Raw genomic sequence first — 19139 nt, 5'->3', positions numbered from 1 at the left:
CGGTCGCCGGTCCGCTCCCTTCCTCAGTGCCTCGCAGCGGATGCGGCGCAGGACCGGAAGGGGACGGCGTCTCAGGTGGATCGGCTGGATCTGCGCAGGTTTTCTTCTCACTGACGGGGCGACGGCCGTCCGGTGCGGTCATGACCACGCGTTCCCCTGCGAGGAAGGAGGAGGCGGAGGGGTCGGAGCGGTCGCCGAAGAAGCAGGCATGGAGTGCAGCCGGTACAGCCGGGCGTACAGGCCGTCGCGCAGGGACAGGTCGTCATGGGTCCCGGACTCCACGATCCGGCCCTGGTCGAGCACCACGATCCGGGTGGCGTCGCGGACCGTGAGCAGATTGTGGGAGATGACGACGGTCGTCCGGCCGGACATGAGCCGGCGCAGCGGCTCCATGATCCGGCGGCTGGACTGGGCGTCCAGGCCGGTGGTGGGCTCGTCCAGGAGCAGCACGGGCGCGTCCCTGATCATCGCGCGGGCGATGGCGAGACGCTGGCGCTGGCCGCCGGACAGCATCAGGCCGCGCTGGCCGACCACGGTGTCGTAGCCGTCCGGCAGCAGGCGGATGAAGGCGTCGGCGTCGGCGGCACGGGCCGCCTCCACGATCTCGGCCTCGGTCGCGTCGGGCCGGCCGTAGGCGATGTTCTCCCGCACTGTGCCGTGCAGGACGAGCGTCTCCTGCAGCACCACCGCGATGCTGTCGCGTACGTCGGCCAGGGCCAGCTCCCGCAGATCGGTGCCGTCGAGGAGGACGGCGCCCCGGTCCGGGTCGTGGAAGCGCAGGAGCAGCTTGGCCGCCGTGGACTTCCCGGCTCCGCTCGCCCCCACCAGGGCCAGGATCTCGCCGGGGCGGACGCGGAACGACACGTCGGACAGCGCCCAGCGGGAGGCGCCGGGGTAGCGGAAGGACACGCCGTCGAACTCGACCTCGCCGCGGGCCCGGCCGATCCGCCGGGCGTTCGGGGCCTCGCGGACGTCGGGCTGCTGGTCGAGCAGCTCCACGATGCGCTCGGCGGAGGCGGAGGCGGCGTAGAAGGCGGGGCCGAGGCGGGAGAGCTCGCGGATCGGGCTGTAGAGCTTGCCGATCAGTGCCAGGAAGACCAGCAGTTCGCCCAGTGTGAGGTATCCCTGTGCCAGCTTCCAGGTGCCGAAGCCCATGACGGCGAGGCCGCCGCCCACCTCGATGAGCTCCACCAGGGGCCGGTAGACCGCCCGGATCCGTGTCGCGGCCATCGTGGCGTTGAACTCGCCCAGGGTCTCGCGCTCGAAGCGGCGCTGCTCCCGGTCCTGCCGGTTGTACGCCTGGACCAGGGTCACATTGCCCAGCGACTCCTCGGCGACCGCGCTGACCGAGCCGCTGCGGCGGCTGCTCTCCCGCGACGCCCGTTTGATCAGCCGGGAGAAGTGGCGGGCGGCGCCCCAGAACAGCGGCACGATGACGATGGCGAGGAAGGTGAGGTCCCAGCTCAGATAGAAGAGCAGACCGATGAAGATGCCCAGCTGGAGCAGGTTGTAGAGGATGTCCAGCACGCCCGAGAGCAGGAACATCTCGATGGCGTCCACGTCCCCGGTGATCCGCGCGAGCACGTCCCCCAGCCGCCGCCGCTCGAAGAATCCCGGTGACTGCCTCTGCACATGCCGGAAGACGTCGGAGCGCAGGGAGAGCAGAAAGCGTTCGCTGACGTACGTGGAGGCCATGCTGTCGGCGAAGTCCAGGGCGGCGGAGACGACGACGAGCCCGAGGAAGGCCGGTGCGATCCAGAAGAAGGGCGTCAGGTCCCGGGGAACGAGGACCCCGTCCACCACGGTCTTGAACAGCCACAGTTCGCCCACGGAGACGAGCGGCCCCAGCAGGCTGAGCAGCAGGAGCGGTGCGAACCAGAGCCGGTGTCCCCGGGTGTAGGGCCAGAAACGCCGGAAGATCGCACGCGGCGGCAGCGGCGGGGCCTCGGCGACCACGGCATCGGAGTCCGGGTCCGCCGACAGCAGGCGTCGCAGCACATACCGACGAAGCGGACCGGCGCCTTCGGCCGCCGGTCCGCTCCGCTCCTTGTCACCAGCGGGCACTGGTCATCAGCGTCCGCCGTGGCCGCCGTGTCCGCCGCCGCGTCCGCCGTGTCCGCCACGTCCGCCGTGACCACCGCGTCCGCCGTGACCACCGCGTCCGCCGTGTCCGCCACGTCCGTGTCCGCCACGTCCGTATCCGTCGCCCCAGCCGCCGCGACCGTGGCGCCCATAGCCGTAGTCGTCGTCGTCACGTCCGCGGTTCACGGAGGGGAAGAGCGCGTCGAAAAACGCCATGACATTCCTCCTGATTGAAAGTGCCTTCACAGTGGGTACGGCGCAGGACCGAATCGGGATGGCGTTTCGGTTGAATCGGCGCAAAATTCTTCTCGCGGAGGGGCGGCGGGCCGGACGGCGGTGCGGGACGGCCGGCCGGCGAAGCGCCCGGAGCGCCCCGGGCGCCGGTGCGGCGCGTGCCCCTCGGCGGGGCACGTCACGCCAGTTCAAGCGCCCGTTCCGTACGGTCCCTCCGGCGGCGGGACGGGAGCACCCGGGAGACGTACCGTCGCCACCGTGCCGCCGCCCTCCGCCGGGGTCAGGGCGACCTCGCCGCCGGCCTGCTGGACCGTGCGGGCCACGATGGACAGGCCGAGGCCCGAGCCGGGGAGGGCGCGGGCGCTCGGGGAGCGCCAGAAGCGGTCGAAGACGTAGGGGAGTTCCTCGGCGGGGATGCCGGGGCCGTGGTCGCGGACGGTGAGGGTGCCCTGGTCGAGGACGACCTCGATCGTGCCGCCCTCGGGGCTGAACTTCACCGCGTTGTCGAGGATGTTGACGACCGCTCGCTCCAGCGCGGACGGCTCCGCCCGTACGTACCAGGGGGACAGGTCCGCCGTGATGCTCAGCTCCGGGCCGCGCAGCCGGGCGCGGCGCAGCGCCGCCTCCACGGTGTCGTGGAAGGCGATGATCTCGACCCGTTCGCCTCGCTGCCCCTCCGAGCGGGACAGTTCCTGAAGGTCGCCGATCAGGGAGGCCAGCTCGGTCATCTGGGCCTTGACCGAGGTGAGCAGTGCCTTGCGGTCGGCCTCGGGGAGCGGGCGGCCGGTCTCCTCGCTGCGGGTGAGGAGTTCGATGTTCGTACGGAGCGAGGTCAGCGGGGTGCGCAGCTCGTGCCCCGCGTCCGCGATCAGCTGTTTCTGCAGGTCCCGGGAGCTGGCGAGGGCCGAGGTCATGGAGTTGAAGGAGCGGGACAGCCGGGCGATCTCGTCCTCGCTGTCGTCCTCCACGGGGATGCGGATCGTCAGGTCCTCGGTGCGGGCCACGTGCTCCACCGCCTGGGTGAGCTTGTCCACCGGGCGCAGACCCGCCCGGGCGACCGCGAGACCGGCGGCCCCGGAGCCGAGGACTCCCACGCCGGAGACGAGGAGCAGCAGCAGGGCCAGGTCGCCGAGGGTGTTCTCGGTGCCCTCGAGGGAGAGGCCGAGCATGAAGGCGATGCCCGGCACCGCCTCGGCGCTGGGACCGGGGCTCGTCGGGACGGCGACGGTCATCACACGGATGGTGTTGCCTTGTGTGTCGGTGGCGGTGTGGAAGTCGCGCTTGCCCACGTCGGGGGCGGCGGCCACCTTCCGGTCCGCCTGTGTGACCTTGATCACCCCCGGGGACCAGGGTTCCACGCAGAACTTGCCCTCCGGCGTCACCAGCTGCACATAGAGGTTCGAGCGCTGCATGTCCTCCGAGGAGTCGTCCGTCGTCTGCGAGCACCGGGCGATCAGCGCCGTCGCCGTGGCGGCGGTCACCCTGCCGTAACTCGAGAGCCGGGCGTCGACCTCGTCGTACAGCTTCCCCTGCACGAAGAACCAGCACGTCAGGGAGACCGCCGCCACCGCGAACGCCACCACCGCCGCCACCAGCAGGGCCAGGCGGGAGCGGATCGGCAGCGTACGGAACCGGCGGACGACCTTTCTCACTCGGCGCCGCCCTGTCGCAGTACGTATCCGACTCCGCGGACGGTGTGCACCAGACGCGGCTCGCCGCCGGCCTCGGTCTTGCGGCGCAGATACATGACGTAGACGTCGAGGGAGTTCGACGAGGGCTCGAAGTCGAAGCCCCAGACCGCCTTCAGGATCTGCTCACGGGTGAGCACCTGGCGCGGATGGGCCATGAACATCTCCAGCAGGTTGAACTCCGTGCGGGTCAGCTCCACCTGCCGGCCGCCGCGGGTGACCTCGCGGGTGGCCAGGTCCATGCGCAGGTCGGCGAAGGCCAGGACCTCGCCCTCCTGGGCCGTGCCCGCCACGGTCGTCGCATAGGAGATGCGGCGCAGCAGCGCCCGGATACGGGCGAACAGCTCGTCCAGCTCGAACGGCTTGACCAGGTAGTCGTCCGCGCCGGCGTCCAGGCCGGTGACCCGGTCGCCGACGGTGTCGCGGGCGGTCAGCATCAGGATGGGGGTGGTGTCCCCGGCGCCGCGGATGCGGCGGGCCACGGTCAGACCGTCCATCCGGGGCATCTGGATGTCGAGGACCACCAGGTCGGGCTTGTAGGTGCTCGCCTTGTCCAGCGCGTCCGCGCCGTCGACGGCGACCTCGGTGTCGTACCCCTCGAAGGCGAGGCTGCGCTGGAGTGCTTCGCGGACCGCCGGCTCGTCGTCGACGATCAGGATGCGCTGGGGGTCACGGTCGCCGTCGGCAGGGCTCATCGGTCGTGGGTTCCTCGGGCTGCTCGGGTGCGGGGACCGGCCGGCTCGGGGCCGTCCCGGGTGGGACGCTCTCAGCGTCGCATGGTGTCGCATGTTTCCGGGCCGCGGCATGCGGCCCGGAGTGCGTGTGCCGTGTCTTATGCCGCCATGGCGGTGAGCCGCTTCAGCGGCACCTTGTACCGGTGCGGACGCCCGGCGGGGATGCGCAGGCCCATCAGCTCGGGGAACGTCACGACGGCGGAGGAGCGGTGCGCCGGGCCGTGGAGGTCCTTCGCGACGGTCAGGGCCTGGACGAGACCGGCGGGGGCGGTCGCGTCCACGGTGTCGCTGGTCTCGTGCACGATCTGCTGGATCATGGCGTACTCCTTGCCGTAGGGGCCGTGGCCGGCGGCGGTCGGCGTGCCGCCGGAGCCGCCCGGGGCGGGGGACGCGTCGGTCCGGGCCGCCCTGTGGGGGGTGGGGGAGGAGGAGAGGATGCCGGGGGCTGCCGTCCTGGGGCCGCAGGCCCCTCGGAGCCCGGCCGGAGCGAGAGCCCGGGAGCCGCCGGTGCCGCAGCCCATGGCCGCGGAGGGCGTGGGGACGTACGGGGACGCCCCGGACGCCGGGGCCGCCGGGGCCGTCAGGGCCGCCGGAGCCGTCGGGGCCTCCGGAGCCGTCGGGGCCTCCGGGACCGCCGGGGCCGCCGGGGACGGCCGCTCACAGGCCGCAGGGGCCCGGCCGTCACGCCGGGAGTCCTCGTACGCGCCGTCGCGGCGGGTGCTCTCGCTCATGGTGAAGAGAGTGACCCGTGATCATGAAAGACACCTGAGTCCCGGCTGAAAAGCCCGACAGAAGCTCGGGCGCCCCATATGAGGAAACGCTGAGCGACGGCGCTACCGCGCTTCGTCCTGCGGCTTCTCGCAGCCGCAGGACCGCCGTACCACCAGCCGCGTCGGGAACACCTTCAGCCGGTCCCGCCGGGAACCGGAGACCCGCAGCGCGTCGTCCAGCACCAGGTCCACGGCCGTCCGGGCCATCGCCGACCGGTCCGAGGCGACCGTCGTCAGCGGCGGATCCGCCAGCGCCGCCTCCTTGATGTCGTCGAACCCCGCCACCGCCAGCTCACCCGGTACGTCGATGCGCAGTTCACGCGCGGCCCGCAGCAGGCCGATCGCCTGGTCGTCGGTGGAGCAGAAGATCGCCGGGGGGCGGTTCGGGCCCGAGAGGATCTCCAGGGCGACCTGGTAGGCGTCGTAGCGGTTGTACGGCGCCTCGAACAGACGCCCCTCGGTGGAGAGGCCGGCCTCGGCCATCGCGCGCCGCCAGCCCTCGACGTGGTCGGAGACCGGGTCGCCCACGGGCGGGGTGTCGGCCGTGCCGCCCATGCAGGCGACGTACTCGTAGCCGTGCTCCAGCAGATGGCGTACGGCGAGCTGGGCACCGCCGAGGTCGTCGGTGACCACGGCCACGTCGTCGATGGACTCGGGCCGCTCGTGCAGCAGCACCACCCGGGCGTCCCAGGCCTCGATCTCGGCGGCGGCCAGGTCGTTCAGCGCGTGGCTGACCAGGATCAGACCGGAGACACGCATTCCGAGGAACGCGCGCAGATAGTGGACCTCGCGCTCGGCCACGTAGTCGGAGTTGCCGACGAGCACCATCTTTCCGCGCTCGGCCGCGGCCCACTCCACCGCGTGCGCCATCTCGCCGAAGAAGGGCTGGCGGGCGTCGGGGACGATCAGGCCTATGAGGTCCGTGCGCCGTGAGGCCATCGCCTGGGCGACCCGGTCGGGCCGGTACCCCAGCTCCTTGATCGCGGCGAGGACGCGTTCACGCGTGGCCGGGGCCACCGGCCGGGGTCCGTTGTTGATGACGTAGCTGACCACCGCGGTGGACGTTCCCGCCAGCCGCGCCACGTCGTCACGAGTCACCTTGGCCACGCGCGGAGTCTACGCGGATGGACCTGTTCCGGGCAGGGCGTATCGAAGCGTGGACGTGCGAACGCGACGCCCGCGACGCCCTGCCGGAGCACTCCCTGTGCCTTCGTCACGCCTTCCCTATGCCTGTGCGCGGGCCCGTTCGGGCGCCGGGTCGTCCGCGGAGTCGGAATTGTCCGGCTTCGGCCGGGTCGCCTCGGCCTGGGCCTCGTCCGCGGCACGCTCGACCTTCTCGGGGACGACGAACCGGTAGCCGACGTTCCGGACGGTTCCGATCAGCGACTCGTGCTCGGGGCCGAGCTTGGCCCGCAGCCTCCGGACGTGCACGTCGACCGTCCGGGTGCCGCCGAAGTAGTCGTAGCCCCAGACCTCCTGCAGCAGCTGGGCGCGGGTGAAGACCCGGCCCGGGTGCTGCGCGAGGTACTTCAGGAGCTCGAACTCCTTGAAGGTCAGGTTCAGCACCTTGCCCTTGATCTTGGCGCTGTAGGTCGCCTCGTCCACGGAGAGGTCGCCGGTGCGGATCTCCAGGGGGGAGTCGTCGCCCGCCAGCTGCTGGCGGCCCATGGCCAGCCGGATCCGGGCCTCCACCTCGGCGGGGCCCGCGGTGTCCAGCAGGACGTCGTCGATGCCCCAGTCGGCGGTGACGGCCGCGAGGCCGCCCTCGGTGACCACGAGGATCAGCGGACAGCTCAGGCCCGTGGAGCGCAGCATCCGGCACAGACTGCGCACCTGCGGCAGGTCGCGCCGTCCGTCGACCAGGATGACGTCGGCGTTCGGGGTGTCCATGAGCGCGGGGCCCTCCGCCGGGGCCACACGCACGTTGTGCAGCAGCAGACCCAGGGCGGGGAGCACCTCCGCCGACGGCTGGAGGGCGTTGGTCAGGAGCAGCAGGGAACTCATCGCATCCCTCCCTCGGGACCCCGGTTCCGCTCGGACGGGAGAGCGGACGACAGGGCATCGGACGGCAGGGGGTCGGACGGCAGGGGGTCGGACGACAGGGGGCCGGACGGCAGAGGATCGGGGGGCAGAAGACCGGATGGCAGGGGGGCGGGCGGAGAGGCGAACGGGGGATCGGGCAGAGGGCCGGGCGGGGAGCCGGCCAGGAGAGAGGCCCCTGCCCGGACCGGCGGGCGTTCGTGCGCGGTTCGCTCGTCCATGCGTCGTGTTCCTCCTCGGGTCCCTGTGATGGGTACCTCCCACGCCCTCGGCGGTGGAGGAGTTGTGCGGCACTGCTTCGTCGGTGATGCGAATCCCGCGCCCCTGGGACCCGCTGTGGCTCCGGGGAGCCACTGCGCGATCGACGGCCCCGTACACCCGCGGTTGCCCGCGTCGTATACAACGCTCTCGACAGCACAAAAACCACAAAAGGACTCGGGGGCTTCACTGCCCGAGTCCTCTTTCGAAGCAGAATAACCGACATGGGCACGGGGTCGACAGGTCATGTGGTGCGTTCGACGGACAGCGCGGGGGTCCGGCCGGCGCCCACAGCACGTGTCAGGACGTTCCTGCGCACGGCGGACGGGGTGACGCTCGACGCGGTGTACGAGCGCCGGACGGCTGCGCACGAGGGCGCACTCGGGGGCGCGCACGGGGGCGTTCACGAGGGGTCGGACGACCTGGTGTTCGTGGTCGCACACGGGTTCACCGGCGCGCTGGAGCGGCCGCATGTGCGCCGGGTGGCGCGGGCCCTGGCGCAGCACGGCGCCGTCGTGACCTTCTCCTTCCGCGGCCACGGTGCCTCCGGCGGACGCTCGACCGTCGGCGACCGCGAGGTGCTGGATCTGGCGGCGGCGGTCGCGTGGGCGCGGGGCTTCGGGCACGCGCGCGTGGTGACCGTCGGCTTCTCCATGGGCGGCTCGGTGGTGCTGCGGCACGCGGCCCTGTACGGCGGCGGTCCGACGGACGAGGCACGGACCGCGGCGCGGACCACGGCGCGGACCGCGGCGCGGACTACGGCACGGGCCGAGGTGCGGACCGGGGCACGCACGGACGCCGTGGTCTCGGTCAGCGCACCCGCGCGCTGGTACTACCGGGGCACGGCCCCCATGCGCCGGCTGCACTGGCTGGTCACCCGCCCCGAGGGCCGCCTGCTGAGCCGCTACGGGCTGCGCACCCGCATCCACCACCGCGACTGGGACCCGGTCCCGCTCTCCCCGGTGGAGGCGGTCCCCCTCATCGCGCCCACCCCCCTGCTGATCGTGCACGGCGACCGGGACGGCTACTTCCCCCTCGACCACCCCCGGATGCTGGCCGCGGCCGCCGGTGACCACGGGGAACTGTGGCTGGAACACGGCATGGGCCACGCCGAGACCGCCGCCGACGACGAACTGCTGCACCGCATCGCGCGCTGGGCTCTTACCCGGGCGGGCTAGCCTGGCCCTGTTCATTGCCGAGTGACTTGAGGAACGGGATGGCAAAGGTCACGGTGCGCTACTGGGCGGCGGCGAAGGCCGCGGCCGGGGTCGCCGAGGAGCCGTACGAGGCGGAGACGCTCGCCCAGGCGCTCGCCGCGGTGCGTGAGCGGCACCCCGGTGAACTCGTCCGCGTCCTGGAACGCTGCTCGTTCCTGATCGACGGTGACCCCGTGGGAACACGCGGACATGAGACGGTACGGCTGACCGAGGGCGGCACGGTCGAGGTGCTCCCGCCCTTCGCAGGAGGGTGAGCGATGACCGACCGGTCGTACGAGGGGCCCTGGAACGAGAACCCCCACCAGAACTCCCACGCCGGGTACAGCCCGTACGGGCAGCCGTACCCGCAGGCGTCCGCCCCGCGGCAGCCGTCCCCCCACCCCGGGCCGCAGCAGTGGCCCGGGCAGCAGGCACACGGCGATCCGCAGGACGCCCTCCAGCACACCCAGCAGTGGCAGGGACCGACCTGGGACACCCGGACGCACCCGCAGCTGTCCGCCGCTGCCGCCACCGCGGAGACGGCGTACCTGCCCCCGGTGGGAGCCCCGGAGCCGGCGGCCCCCGCACCGCCGCAGCCGCCGGCCGCCGCTCCCGCGACGCCCGCCTCCCACGGGGACGAGCCCGCCTACGGCCCCGCCACCCTCGCCGGCACCCCCCGCCTCACCGACGCCCAGCGGGCCCGTGCCGAGGGACGCTCGCCGATCATCGACCCCGGGATGCAGCCGGCCGCGCTCACCGCGCTGCTGGGACTGCTGCTGGCCGGTGCGGCCGAGCTCGGCACCTATGCGCTGCTCGTGCCGCTGATCGTGCTCCAGGCCGTGACGGCCGCGGGCTGGTTCCGGCTGAACGGCATGTGGCCCGCCCGCCAGGGCATCGCCCTGGGCTTCGCCGGCGCGCTCGTCGCGGACGTGGCCGTGCTGGGCGCGGGCCGTGAGAACGCGCCGGCGGCCATCCTGGGCACGCTCGGGGTGTGGGTGCTGCTCTCGCTCGTCCTCCAGCTACGCTCGCACGCCGACCCGGACGAGCGGATGTACGGCCTGATGGCGACCGTCGCCTCGGCGGCGCTGGCCATCGTGGCGACCGGCTATCTGGCCGCCGCCCCGGACGCGGTCGCGATCGGCGCGGCGGCGGTCGCGGCGACCGTCCTGGCGCGTGCGCTGCCGCTGCCCACCGCGGCCTCCGCCGTCGTCGCGCTGCTCGCGGCGGCGGGCATGGGCATCGCGGTCGGCGGCATGACCGACGTGGGCCCGAAGGGCGCGCTGCTCGGCGCGGGCGCGGCGGTGTGCGCCCTGATCGGCCACCGTGTGGCCGCCTACGACTACCCGTCGCGTTTCGTGCACTTCACGGCCGGTGTCACCCTGCCGCTCACGATGGCGGCACCGGTGATGTGGGTGCTGGGCCGGGTGCTGGGTTAGCCGGGTGCTGGGTTAGAGGTGCCGCCCGGGATGCCGTCCTGGGATGCCGTCCTGGGATGCCGTCCCGGGATGCCGTCCTGGGATGCCGTCCTGGGATGTCGTGCGGACCGTGCCGTGGGGCGCGGGGCTCGGCTCGGCCGCGGAGCCCCGCGCACCGGAGCCGGTCCGCTCCGGGCGGCCTCCCCGGCCGCACCTCTTGTCACAGCTGATCAACAAAATCCTGAGTAGGCCGTTTTCGGGGTTAGGCTCCCGCCGACGGTCGCACAGCCGTCCGAATCGCAGACCCTGATCCCAAACCGTGGGGGGAGACACCGCATGCGCGCACTGCGAGCACTTCTGATCGTCGCCGTGGTCCTGGGGCTGCTGTTCGTGGCGGTCGACCGGATCGCGGTGCACTTCGCGGAGGACCAGGCCGCCGACCGCCTCAGGACGACCGAGAACCTGGCGAGCACCCCCGAGGTGTCCATCAACGGCTTCCCGTTCCTCACCCAGGTGGTGAGCGGTGAGCTCGAGGACATCAAGATCGGCATCAAGAGCTACGAGGCGCCCACCGGCAAGGGCGAGCAGACGATCCGTATCGACGACCTCGAGGCGAGCATGAAGGGCGTGCGCTTCTCCGGCGGCTACCGCTCGGCCACCGCCTCCGAGACCACCGGCACCGCGCTCATCGCCTACGACCAGCTGCTGAAGGCCGCCAGGTCCGAGCCCAAGCAGGTCTTCCCCGGTGTGACCTCCCAGGTGGTCGGCCTGTCCGACGGCGGCAACGGCAAGATCAAGGTCGACGTCGTGAGCACGGTCCTGGGCAAGGAGGTGCCCGGCACCGTGCTCAGCTCGGTCACCGTGCGGGACGACAAGGTGCAGGTGAAGGCCGAAGGGCTGCCCGAGTTCGGCGGTGTGCAGCCCGCCGAGGACCGCATCCGGTCGGTCACCGACTTCCAGCAGACGATCGACCGGCTGCCCGGCGGGATCAAGCTGGACTCGGTGCGGGTGGTGAAGGACGGCCTCGAGATCACGGTGAAGGGTTCGAACGTCAGGCTCGCCGGGTAGGACTCGCCGGGCGGGACCACAGCCGGCGGACGACAGGGTGTCCGGCAGGTGAGACGCCGTCGTCCGTACCGCAGAAACGATGCGGGGACAAGGGGAGGCGCGGGCGTCCGGGGAGCCCGCGGAGACCTCCCCTTTCTGTCTTTCCTCCCGTATCCCGGACGATGTCGTCTCAGCATCCGACACGCCGGTGACACAGCCGCCCGTCCCTCCCTACGATCTACCCCATGCAGCGACAGGCAGATCTCACGAAGCGGCGGGCAGTGGACCTGTGCCGCGTGGCTGCCATGCTCTGTCGCACTTTCTGAGCGGGAGCCTTCTCCCGTATCGCCGGCCCCGTACGCGATTCCGGGGCCATCCGTGCGCCGCGTACCCCGCCCGGTACCGCACCGTGCACCGGCGCGCTTCCGCACCTCTACACCCGCACCCCCCGCCGCAACTGCCCCGGAGGAGATTGAGCATGAGCCGCAGCGACGTACTGGTCGACGCCGACTGGCTCCAGGAGCACCTGGACGACCCGGACATCGTCATTGTCGAGGTCGACGAGGACACGTCCGCGTACGACAAGAACCACATCAAGAACGCCATCCGGATCGACTGGACGAAGGACCTCCAGGACCCGGTCCGCCGTGACTTCATCGACCAGGAGGGCTTCGAGAAGCTCCTGTCGGAGAAGGGCATCTCCAACGACCACACGGTGATCCTCTACGGCGGCAACAACAACTGGTTCGCCGCGTACGCGTACTGGTACTTCAAGCTGTACGGCCACGAGAGCGTCAAGCTCCTCGACGGCGGTCGCAAGAAGTGGGAGCTGGACGCCCGCGAGCTGGTCGACGGCACGGAGGTGCCGCAGCGCCCGAAGACCGAGTACAAGGCCAAGCCGCAGGACACCTCCATCCGCGCGTTCCGCGACGAGGTGGTGAAGGCCATCGGCCAGCAGAACCTGGTCGACGTCCGCTCGCCCGACGAGTTCTCCGGCAAGCTGCTCGCCCCGGCCCACCTGCCGCAGGAGCAGTCGCAGCGCCCGGGCCACGTCCCGACCGCCAAGAACATCCCCTGGTCGAAGAACGCCAACGACGACGGCACCTTCAAGTCGGACGAGGAGCTCAAGGCCCTCTACGAGAAGGAGAACATCGACCTGTCCAAGGACACCATCGCCTACTGCCGCATCGGTGAGCGCTCCGCGCTGACCTGGTTCGTCCTGCACGAGCTGCTCGAGGTCCCGAACGTCAAGAACTACGACGGCTCCTGGACCGAGTACGGCTCCCTGGTGGGCGTGCCGATCGAGCTCGGCTCCGGCAAGTGAGCCGGTTCAGGCCCTCCCGATTTCACTGATCCCCTCGACTTCACCGACGTCAACGAACCTCTGGAGCAGTACATGTGCGGAGCGAAGGCCGGCGGCCCGGACGCCTCGACGATCAGGCCGGGTGAGACGACGATCCAGGGTCAGGTGACCCGCGACGGCGAGCCGGTGGCGGGCTACGTCCGTCTCCTGGACTCGACCGGCGAGTTCACCGCGGAGGTCCCCACCTCCGCCACGGGCCAGTTCCGGTTCTACGCGGCCGAGGGCACCTGGACCGTCCGCGCTCTGGTCCCCGGCGCCACCGTCGACCGTACGGTCGACGCTCAGAAGGGCGGTCTCGCGGAGGTCGCGATCGCGGTCTGACCCCGCGGTCTTCCCGAAGCCTTCCCGAGAAGGGCCGCGCCCCGGGCGTTCTCCCCGGGGCGCGGCCCTTCGGCGTGTCTCGGCGTGTCTCGGCGTGTTTCGGGACGTCCCGGCAGGTTTCGCATGCCTCGGCAGGTCGCACGAGGCGGATGCGGACCTACTCTGGAGATATGTACGCACGGCGTCGCCACGTGTACTTCGCCATGATGGGCACCTGTATCGGACTGTTCGTCCTGGCGTGGGGCGTCGTGCGGATCTGGTCGGTCCCCGCGGCGGTCGGTATGTGTCTGGCTGCCATGGTGATCCCCCCGATCGCCGCGGTGATCGCCAACCGGCGAGGGCCCGAGGACCGCTGGTGGGACGACCCGTCGGGCGACCCGCAGTCCGACGAGTGGTGGGACGAACTGGACGGCAAGAAACGCCGCTGACCCCGACGGGATGCCTCGGCGAGATGGCGAGACGGGGGTCGAGACCGAGACAGGGTGTCTCAGCAGCAGGGACGTCTCAGTAGACGAGCGCCTGCGTGTCGTCGGCCAGCGCCTCCTGGACGAAGACCTGCGCGCCCGCGATCCGGATGCCCTCCATCACGTCCTTCTCGGTGATCTCCCGGCGGGCCGCGCACTGTGTGCACAGGGTGATCCGGCCGGCCGCGAGAATCGACTCGATCAGCTCCGGCAGCGGAGCGGCGTGCGGCAGCTCGAACTCGGCGGCCCGGCCCGGCAGCGCGAACCAGGCGGATTCCCCGGTCAGCCACAGCGAGACCTCGACTCCACTGGCCGCGGCCACCGCCGCCACCGTGAACGCCTGCGAGCACCGCTCGGGAGCGTCCGCCCCAGCCGTCACCTTGACCACGAGCTTCTTCGCCATGCCTGAATCGTAGTCACCCTCCCTGCAACCCTGGACGTCGCCCAAGGGTCTCCCTGAAGCGCGCACAGAGAAGGCGCGCTTCCCGTTCTGGGGGGAAACATCTTGGACATACCGGAAAGATCCGAGCAGTCAATCGCGGAATCCGCGGCACCGGAAGCGACCGAGGCCCGAGCGGCATCGGAAGCACCGGAAGCACCAGGAACACCGGAAGCACCGGAGACACCGCACCCCGCGCCCCGCGTCCGCCGACGCGGCCGTACCGCCCTTCTCCTCACCGCCGCCGCCGTCCTCGGCGTCGTCGCCGGCACCTGCACCGGCTATCTGATCCAGGCCGACCGGGAGCCCACCCCCCTGCCGCCGCTGCCGCAGACGGTCGTGGAGCAGGCCAAGGGCCGGGTGGAGCCGCTGCCGGCCGCGCAGGACCCGCGTGTGCGAACCGACGGCGACCTGCGCAAGCTGCTGATCCCGCGGCCGAGCGGGGCGCGGGACCTTTCGTACCCGCTGGGCGACGACGGCTGGATGACTCTCGCCGACTTCGCGAATGAGTACGAAGAGCCGCGCCAGGCCTTCGCGGAGCAGCTCGTGATGGAGTTCCGCCGTGCCGCGGTGACCTCGTGGCGGACCACCGATACGCACCAGGTCGAGATCTACCTCGTGCAGTACCGCCAGGAGGAGAAGGTGGCCGCTGCGGAGCAGGCCGACAACGGGATGTACTTCGCGGAGCACGAATCCGGCAGTCGCAGCTGGCCCATCCCCGGCACGGGTGACGGCAGGGCCTACGTGATCGACTCGCCCTACCGGGAGCCGGGCTACCTCCCGCTGTACTCGGCCAGGGCGCACGCCTGGCGCGGCGACATCGCCATGGACATCTACATCTACGACACCAAGCCCATATCCAAGAAGGAGATCATGAGTCTGGCCCAGCGGCAGGTGGGGCGGCTGTGAGCGAGCACCCGGACAGCGAGCGGACGAGCGACGAGCAGGCGGACAGCGCGCGGGTGGACGCGGGGCAGGCCGGCACCGAGCGGGCGGACACAGGACAGGCCGGCACCGAGCGGACGGACAGCGCGCAGACGGACGCGGAGCAGGCCGACGACGGGCAGACGGAAACGAAGGCGCCTGCACAGGCCCCGGGCACAAAGACACCCACGCCCTCGCCCTCCCCCCGACGCCGGCGCGCCGGGGTGATCGCCGGATGCGTCGTGCTGCTCGCCGCGCTCGTCGGCGGCACCGGTTTCACCGTGATGACCGTCCGCGACGCCGACCGAGCTCCTGGCAAACCCGTCTGGCAGCGGCCCGAGACGCTGGTGGAGAGCAAGCAGCCCGAGGCCACCGGCCTGAGGGGCATGCTGCTGCCCTATGGTACGAACGGATTCGGGCGCGGCCCGGACCTGGGCGAATTCGGCGCCGACGCCGAACTGAGCGGCGCACGGGCCACCGCGCTGCGCAAGAAGTCGCTGCGGAACCTGCCCCTCTCCCAGCGGCGGCTGATGGAGAAGCGGTTCGACGAACAGCGTGTCAGGGGCATGGCAATGCGCAGCTACCTCAGCGATGGCGGCGCGGCCCAGCACTTCTCGGAGGATGTCCAGGACGCCTTCGTCGTCGAGATCGTGCTGTCCCGGATGGAGAGCCGGCAGACCGTGCGCTCCATCGCGACCCTCCAGCAGGAGTTCCTCGACGCCCTGAAGGTCTTCCGAGCGGGACCCAGGATCGAGGGCTACGAGAACGCCCGGTGCTTTTTGCCGCCCGCGGGCTCCGACGACGATCTCGACCTCGTGTTCTGCTCCGCGTACCAGGGGGACGTGCTGGTCGGCGCCACCGCGTACGGACCCAAGCCGCTGGGCACGAAGACCCTGGCCGACTTCCTCCGTGCACAGCTCGACCGCATCAAGGACCCGGGGAAGGCCGTATGACCGAGCAGCAGACCTCCGTGACCACCGCCTCGCCCGTCGGCGTTCCCCCGGATTCCCCGGCAGCCCCGGAGCCCTCGCCCAGGAAGGACCGGCGGATCCTGCGGGCCGTCGTACTGCGCTGGATCGCGGCCGTCGTGGTGTTCGCGGCGACCGGAGCGGGAACGGCGTACGGCATCGCCGCCCTGGACCGCACGGACCTCCCCGGCCTCGCCACCGCCTCGGACGGGCGCTGGGACTACCCGCGGATCGTCAAGCCGCCCCTGCCGTCCGGCAGCCCCGGCCCGTTCGCCGAGGACAATGTGGCCGGGGTCCACCACGCCGACCTGCGGGCCCTCCTCCTGCCCGCCCCCAGGGGCGCGACGGAGGACAAGGCCCTGCGCGGCAAGGACGGCTGGCTGGCGACGAAGGACTTCCTCGCGGAGTACGCGCGGCGGGAAGACCGGAAGAAGTTCGGACAGGATCTGACCGACCACGGTCTGCGGCACATCGCCGCCCGCGGCTGGACCACGCAGGACGGCACGCACACGCGGATCTATCTGCTCCAGTTCAACACCGCGGCGCTGGTGCACCACCTGGCCGACGAGGGACTCACCGGGTACGACGGCACCTACGCGGTGCGCGGAGCCCAGACCCTCGTCCATGACATCGGCTTTCCGTACGGGGCCGAGGTGGACGAGATCCTGTACTCCGTCTACACCGAGACCATGCCGTACGGCGCCGAACAGGTACGTCAGGCGTACCTGATCGCGGGCGACACCCTCGCGGTGATCATCCAGTCCCGCAAGGGCACCGTCGCCGCCGTCCCCTTCCAGCAGACGGTGGCCCTGCAGGGCTGGCTGCTCGTCTGAGCCCGGGCGGCGCACCTCGGCCGGGAGGGTCGGGTTCCGGCCGACTAAGCTGGGGCCCGGCCCTGGTGCGCACCGCACCCTGCTCAACCGAGGAGCACCCCGTGGAAATCTTCTTCGAAGCCCTGTTGGTCCTGGTCTGCGTCGGCGTTCTCGCCTTCGCCTACCTGACCGTGAAGAAGCTGTACCAGGGCCAGCGCTGACCACGACCAAGAAACGCAGCTCATGATCGAAATCCCGTCCGACCTCCACAAGGACCTGGTCCCTCTCGCCTTTCTGCTCGGCGACTGGGCCGGAGCCGGCGTGCACGACTTCCCGGGCGCCGAGAAGTGCAACTTCGGCCAGGAGGTCTCCTTCACCCACGACGGCCGGAACTTCCTGGAGTACCACTCCCGCACCTGGGTGCTGGACAAGGACGGCAACAAGGTCAAACCGCTGGAGTCCGAGTACGGCTACTGGCGCATCGACGCCGACCGCAAGATCGAGGTCACGATGACCCGCGACGACGGCGTCGTCGAGATCTGGTACGGCGAGCTGGCCGCCGGGAAGCCGCAGATCGACCTGGTCACCGACGCGGTCGCCCGCACCGCCGGATCCCGCCCCTACAGCGGCGGCAAGCGGCTGTACGGGTACGTCAAGGGCGACCTGATGTGGGTCGGCGAGAAGCAGACTCCCGAGGTCACGCTGCGCCCCTACATGTCCGCCCAGCTGAAGAAGGTCGTCACCCCCGAGGAGGTCGAGCGCTGGGCCAAGTCGCTTCCGGACGACCTCCCGGACGACGGGATCGCGTTCTTCAAGTAGCGCCTGAGCAAACCGGGCGGGCTTGCGCCGCCCGGTTCACTCGTTTCATCCGTTCCACACGACGGTGCCGGCCTGGACGCACTCGCGCCCTGGGACGGTGAGGAACTGGGTGAATCCGTGTCCGCCGGCGATGGGGAAGTTCCGCGGTCCACCGGGCTTCCCCTCCGGAGGACGTTTGTCCGCCGTCTCCGCGTCGTGCCGGAGAGCGGCCAGTCCGGTGACGATGCGCTGACTCGCGCCCTCACACCCCCCTCGCACCGACGGGGAGCCCTGCGGTCGGGTACTCCTCGCGGGCCGTACTCCCATGTCCAGTCGTTCACGGGCCGGCCTCGGCGCGGATCCTGCGAATCCCGGTAATCACCCCTGTCGGACCCCCGCACCTGTGTTCACGGCCTCTCTCACTGGTCGAGACCGCTTGCTGGCGACCGTCAGTCCGTGACGTATGAGCGTTCTTGTTGCTTGTTAAGGGCGACATGGGGTTAACAGATTGACGTGCATGGCAGTGCGCTTGCCCTTGAAGCGGGATTACGGCTGGTGTGCTGCTGCCTTCGCGGGGGCGGGCTCCGTCTGTCTTCTGCCTTCGCAGATACGCGGAGCCCCGGTCGCAACACACCTGCGACCGGGGCTCCGGAAGCCGTGCTCTGGGCGGCATGCACAGCAGAGGCGGACCCAGAACATTCACGCCCACCGTAGCACAGGGCGTCCGTAGGTGTGCCGATGCCGAACACCACATAGAGGGGGACCCATGAGCCGCTTACCCGAGTGGATGCAGAACTCCTTGTCCCGACCGCGACTGCGGCGCTCCATCCGTGCCGCGCGCGGGGATGCCCGGGTTGCGGTGCGGCTGTACTGGTGGAACGTCGAGGTCTCGGCTGCCCTGTTCGGGCCTCTCCACTGCCTGGAACTCGCCCTGCGCAACGCGCTGCACAACACGCTCGTACACCATTACGGCACACGGGGCTGGTGGTCGGTCGCACCACTGAACGAGCACGGAAAGAAGCTCGTCGACGATGCCCACCGTTCCTGCCGGCGGCGCCGGGTCCGGACGACGGAGGACGATGTCGTCGCCGAGCTCTCCTTCGGTTTCTGGGTGTCGCTGCTCAGCCGGGGCTACGACCGGCACTTCTGGGTGCCCGTCCTGCACCGGGCGTTCCCGCACTACCGTGGTCGGCGGGACCGTCTCTACGACGAACTGTTCTCGGTGGTGCTGCTGCGCAACCGCATCATGCACCACGAGCCCGTCCACCATCGAGATCTTGCCGCAGACCATGCGAAGATCTACCGCCTGCTCGGCTACCTCAGTCCCGAACTCGCCAAGGAAGCGCAGGCCATGGACAGGTTCCCGGCTGTGCTCGCAGCCCGGGGCGAGGTCCTTCGCGGCACCAGGCCGCCTCAGTTCTGAATCTCTTCTGAATCTCTGAACCGTTGGGAATCGCTGTGACCCACTTCGACACGCGCTCCGGGAACGGCGACACCGGTCAGGACTGTGCGGGTGGCCTCGTCTCCCGGTCCGATATCGCTCGCCTGGCCGGGGTGAAGCGCCCTGCCGTCACCAACTGGGAACG

General features: G+C 70.9%; 20 protein-coding genes. 13 read left to right on the top strand and 7 right to left on the bottom strand.

Annotation, left to right across the window (positions count from 1 at the left end; all coding sequences use genetic code 11):
* Window positions 1-138: 138 nt before the first annotated feature.
* The 6 genes from ABD224_RS19965 to ABD224_RS19940 all read right to left on the bottom strand — a co-directional run bounded on the left by ABD224_RS19965 (window position 139) and on the right by ABD224_RS19940 (window position 7512).
* A complete protein-coding gene (locus ABD224_RS19965; protein WP_344051777.1) occupies window positions 139-1998 on the bottom strand; it encodes an ABC transporter ATP-binding protein in 1860 nt (619 codons plus the stop codon).
* Window positions 1999-2504: 506 nt separating this feature from the next.
* Window positions 2505-3968 carry a sensor histidine kinase gene (locus tag ABD224_RS19960; protein WP_344051775.1) on the bottom strand — a complete coding sequence of 488 codons (1464 nt, stop codon included), beginning with the start codon at window positions 3966-3968 and terminating at the stop codon, window positions 2505-2507.
* Entirely contained in the window at window positions 3965-4699 is a 735-nt protein-coding gene (locus ABD224_RS19955; RefSeq protein ID WP_344051773.1) for a response regulator transcription factor, read from the bottom strand. Before ABD224_RS19955 ends, ABD224_RS19960 begins: the two co-directional genes overlap by 4 nt.
* Before the next feature lie 137 nt (window positions 4700-4836).
* Window positions 4837-5469 carry a hypothetical protein gene (locus ABD224_RS19950; RefSeq protein ID WP_344051770.1) on the bottom strand — a complete coding sequence of 211 codons (633 nt, stop codon included), beginning with the start codon at window positions 5467-5469 and terminating at the stop codon, window positions 4837-4839.
* A gap of 102 nt (window positions 5470-5571) precedes the next feature.
* Window positions 5572-6615, bottom strand: a complete 1044-nt coding sequence (locus ABD224_RS19945) for a LacI family DNA-binding transcriptional regulator (RefSeq protein WP_344051768.1) — start codon at window positions 6613-6615, stop codon at window positions 5572-5574.
* A 117-nt stretch (window positions 6616-6732) separates the two neighbouring features.
* Window positions 6733-7512: a response regulator transcription factor gene (locus tag ABD224_RS19940; RefSeq protein ID WP_344051765.1), complete on the bottom strand. Its 780-nt coding sequence runs from the start codon at window positions 7510-7512 to the stop codon at window positions 6733-6735.
* Between the two features lie 518 nt (window positions 7513-8030).
* On the opposite strand from ABD224_RS19940, the gene ABD224_RS19935 reads away from it, so the two are divergent.
* From ABD224_RS19935 to ABD224_RS19905, 8 genes are all read left to right on the top strand, one after another.
* Window positions 8031-8984 (top strand): alpha/beta hydrolase, encoded by a 954-nt coding sequence (locus ABD224_RS19935; protein WP_344051763.1) that lies wholly within the window; start codon window positions 8031-8033, stop codon window positions 8982-8984.
* Window positions 8985-9022: 38 nt separating this feature from the next.
* Window positions 9023-9277, top strand: coding sequence for a MoaD/ThiS family protein (locus tag ABD224_RS19930; RefSeq protein ID WP_067397163.1), 255 nt, complete (start codon window positions 9023-9025; stop codon window positions 9275-9277).
* Window positions 9278-9280: 3 nt separating this feature from the next.
* Window positions 9281-10438 (top strand): hypothetical protein, encoded by a 1158-nt coding sequence (locus ABD224_RS19925; RefSeq protein ID WP_344051761.1) that lies wholly within the window; start codon window positions 9281-9283, stop codon window positions 10436-10438.
* 315 nt (window positions 10439-10753) lie between these two features.
* Window positions 10754-11485, top strand: a complete 732-nt coding sequence (locus ABD224_RS19920) for an LmeA family phospholipid-binding protein (protein ID WP_344051758.1) — start codon at window positions 10754-10756, stop codon at window positions 11483-11485.
* A 224-nt stretch (window positions 11486-11709) separates the two neighbouring features.
* Window positions 11710-11790 carry a putative leader peptide gene (locus ABD224_RS29485; RefSeq protein WP_351007875.1) on the top strand — a complete coding sequence of 27 codons (81 nt, stop codon included), beginning with the start codon at window positions 11710-11712 and terminating at the stop codon, window positions 11788-11790.
* 152 nt (window positions 11791-11942) lie between these two features.
* Window positions 11943-12788, top strand: a complete 846-nt coding sequence (locus ABD224_RS19915) for a sulfurtransferase (protein WP_344051756.1) — start codon at window positions 11943-11945, stop codon at window positions 12786-12788.
* Window positions 12789-12860: 72 nt separating this feature from the next.
* The gene (locus ABD224_RS19910; RefSeq protein WP_344051754.1) at window positions 12861-13148 is read left to right on the top strand and encodes a DUF1416 domain-containing protein; all 288 of its coding nucleotides are present in this window, start codon (window positions 12861-12863) and stop codon (window positions 13146-13148) included.
* Between the two features lie 170 nt (window positions 13149-13318).
* Entirely contained in the window at window positions 13319-13576 is a 258-nt protein-coding gene (locus ABD224_RS19905; RefSeq protein WP_344051752.1) for a DUF3099 domain-containing protein, read from the top strand.
* Window positions 13577-13652: 76 nt separating this feature from the next.
* On the opposite strand, the gene ABD224_RS19900 is transcribed toward ABD224_RS19905, so the two are convergent.
* Entirely contained in the window at window positions 13653-14015 is a 363-nt protein-coding gene (locus ABD224_RS19900) for a DsrE family protein (RefSeq protein WP_067397157.1), read from the bottom strand.
* Between the two features lie 102 nt (window positions 14016-14117).
* Between ABD224_RS19900 and ABD224_RS19895 the strand changes: the two genes are divergently transcribed.
* The 5 genes from ABD224_RS19895 to ABD224_RS19875 all read left to right on the top strand — a co-directional run bounded on the left by ABD224_RS19895 (window position 14118) and on the right by ABD224_RS19875 (window position 18976).
* On the top strand, window positions 14118-14960 hold the full coding sequence (locus ABD224_RS19895) for a hypothetical protein (protein ID WP_344051750.1): 843 nt from the start codon (window positions 14118-14120) through the stop codon (window positions 14958-14960).
* Window positions 14957-15928 carry a hypothetical protein gene (locus ABD224_RS19890; protein ID WP_344051748.1) on the top strand — a complete coding sequence of 324 codons (972 nt, stop codon included), beginning with the start codon at window positions 14957-14959 and terminating at the stop codon, window positions 15926-15928. Before ABD224_RS19895 ends, ABD224_RS19890 begins: the two co-directional genes overlap by 4 nt.
* The gene (locus tag ABD224_RS19885) at window positions 15925-16776 is read left to right on the top strand and encodes a hypothetical protein (RefSeq protein WP_344051747.1); all 852 of its coding nucleotides are present in this window, start codon (window positions 15925-15927) and stop codon (window positions 16774-16776) included. The genes ABD224_RS19890 and ABD224_RS19885 overlap by 4 nt, the downstream gene beginning before the upstream one ends.
* A 222-nt stretch (window positions 16777-16998) precedes the next feature.
* Window positions 16999-17574 carry a heme-binding beta-barrel domain-containing protein gene (locus ABD224_RS19880; RefSeq protein WP_344051746.1) on the top strand — a complete coding sequence of 192 codons (576 nt, stop codon included), beginning with the start codon at window positions 16999-17001 and terminating at the stop codon, window positions 17572-17574.
* Between the two features lie 745 nt (window positions 17575-18319).
* Window positions 18320-18976 carry a hypothetical protein gene (locus ABD224_RS19875; protein ID WP_344051744.1) on the top strand — a complete coding sequence of 219 codons (657 nt, stop codon included), beginning with the start codon at window positions 18320-18322 and terminating at the stop codon, window positions 18974-18976.
* The last annotated feature ends 163 nt before the right edge of the window (window positions 18977-19139 follow it).

This window comes from Streptomyces thermoalcalitolerans (genome assembly GCF_039525155.1).
GTDB lineage: Bacteria > Actinomycetota > Actinomycetes > Streptomycetales > Streptomycetaceae > Streptomyces > Streptomyces thermovulgaris.
This window is presented reverse-complemented; position numbering and strand designations above follow the sequence as displayed.